This is a genomic window from Pseudomonas rossensis, from assembly GCF_039888995.1.
Classification (GTDB): domain Bacteria; phylum Pseudomonadota; class Gammaproteobacteria; order Pseudomonadales; family Pseudomonadaceae; genus Aquipseudomonas; species Aquipseudomonas rossensis.
Genome location: NZ_JBBWCB010000409.1, coordinates 1 through 237, shown reverse-complemented (window position 1 = coordinate 237; position 237 = coordinate 1). Strand labels below are relative to the sequence as shown.

Genomic DNA, 237 nt, shown 5'->3' with positions numbered 1-237 from the left:
AAGCAATTTGCGAACTCGAAAGAGGCCAGATTGCGGTGTGTGAAGACGAAACGAACCGAAAGTTCGAGATACTCACAAAACACCAAACTATCGCATACCCATTCGCTGGAGCGTGATCCCGCAAGGAGAACGACCTGGCTACCGAATTTCTTGACGACCATAGAGCATTGGAACCACCTGATCCCATCCCGAACTCAGCAGTGAAACGATGCATCGCCGATGGTAGTGTGGGGTTTC

At 50.6% G+C, this 237-nt stretch carries 1 rRNA gene; it reads left to right on the top strand.

Annotated elements, in window-relative coordinates:
- Nucleotides 1–149 precede the first annotated feature (149 nt).
- A 5S ribosomal RNA gene (gene rrf / locus WLY71_RS31080) occupies nt 150–237 on the top strand; the annotation flags it as partial.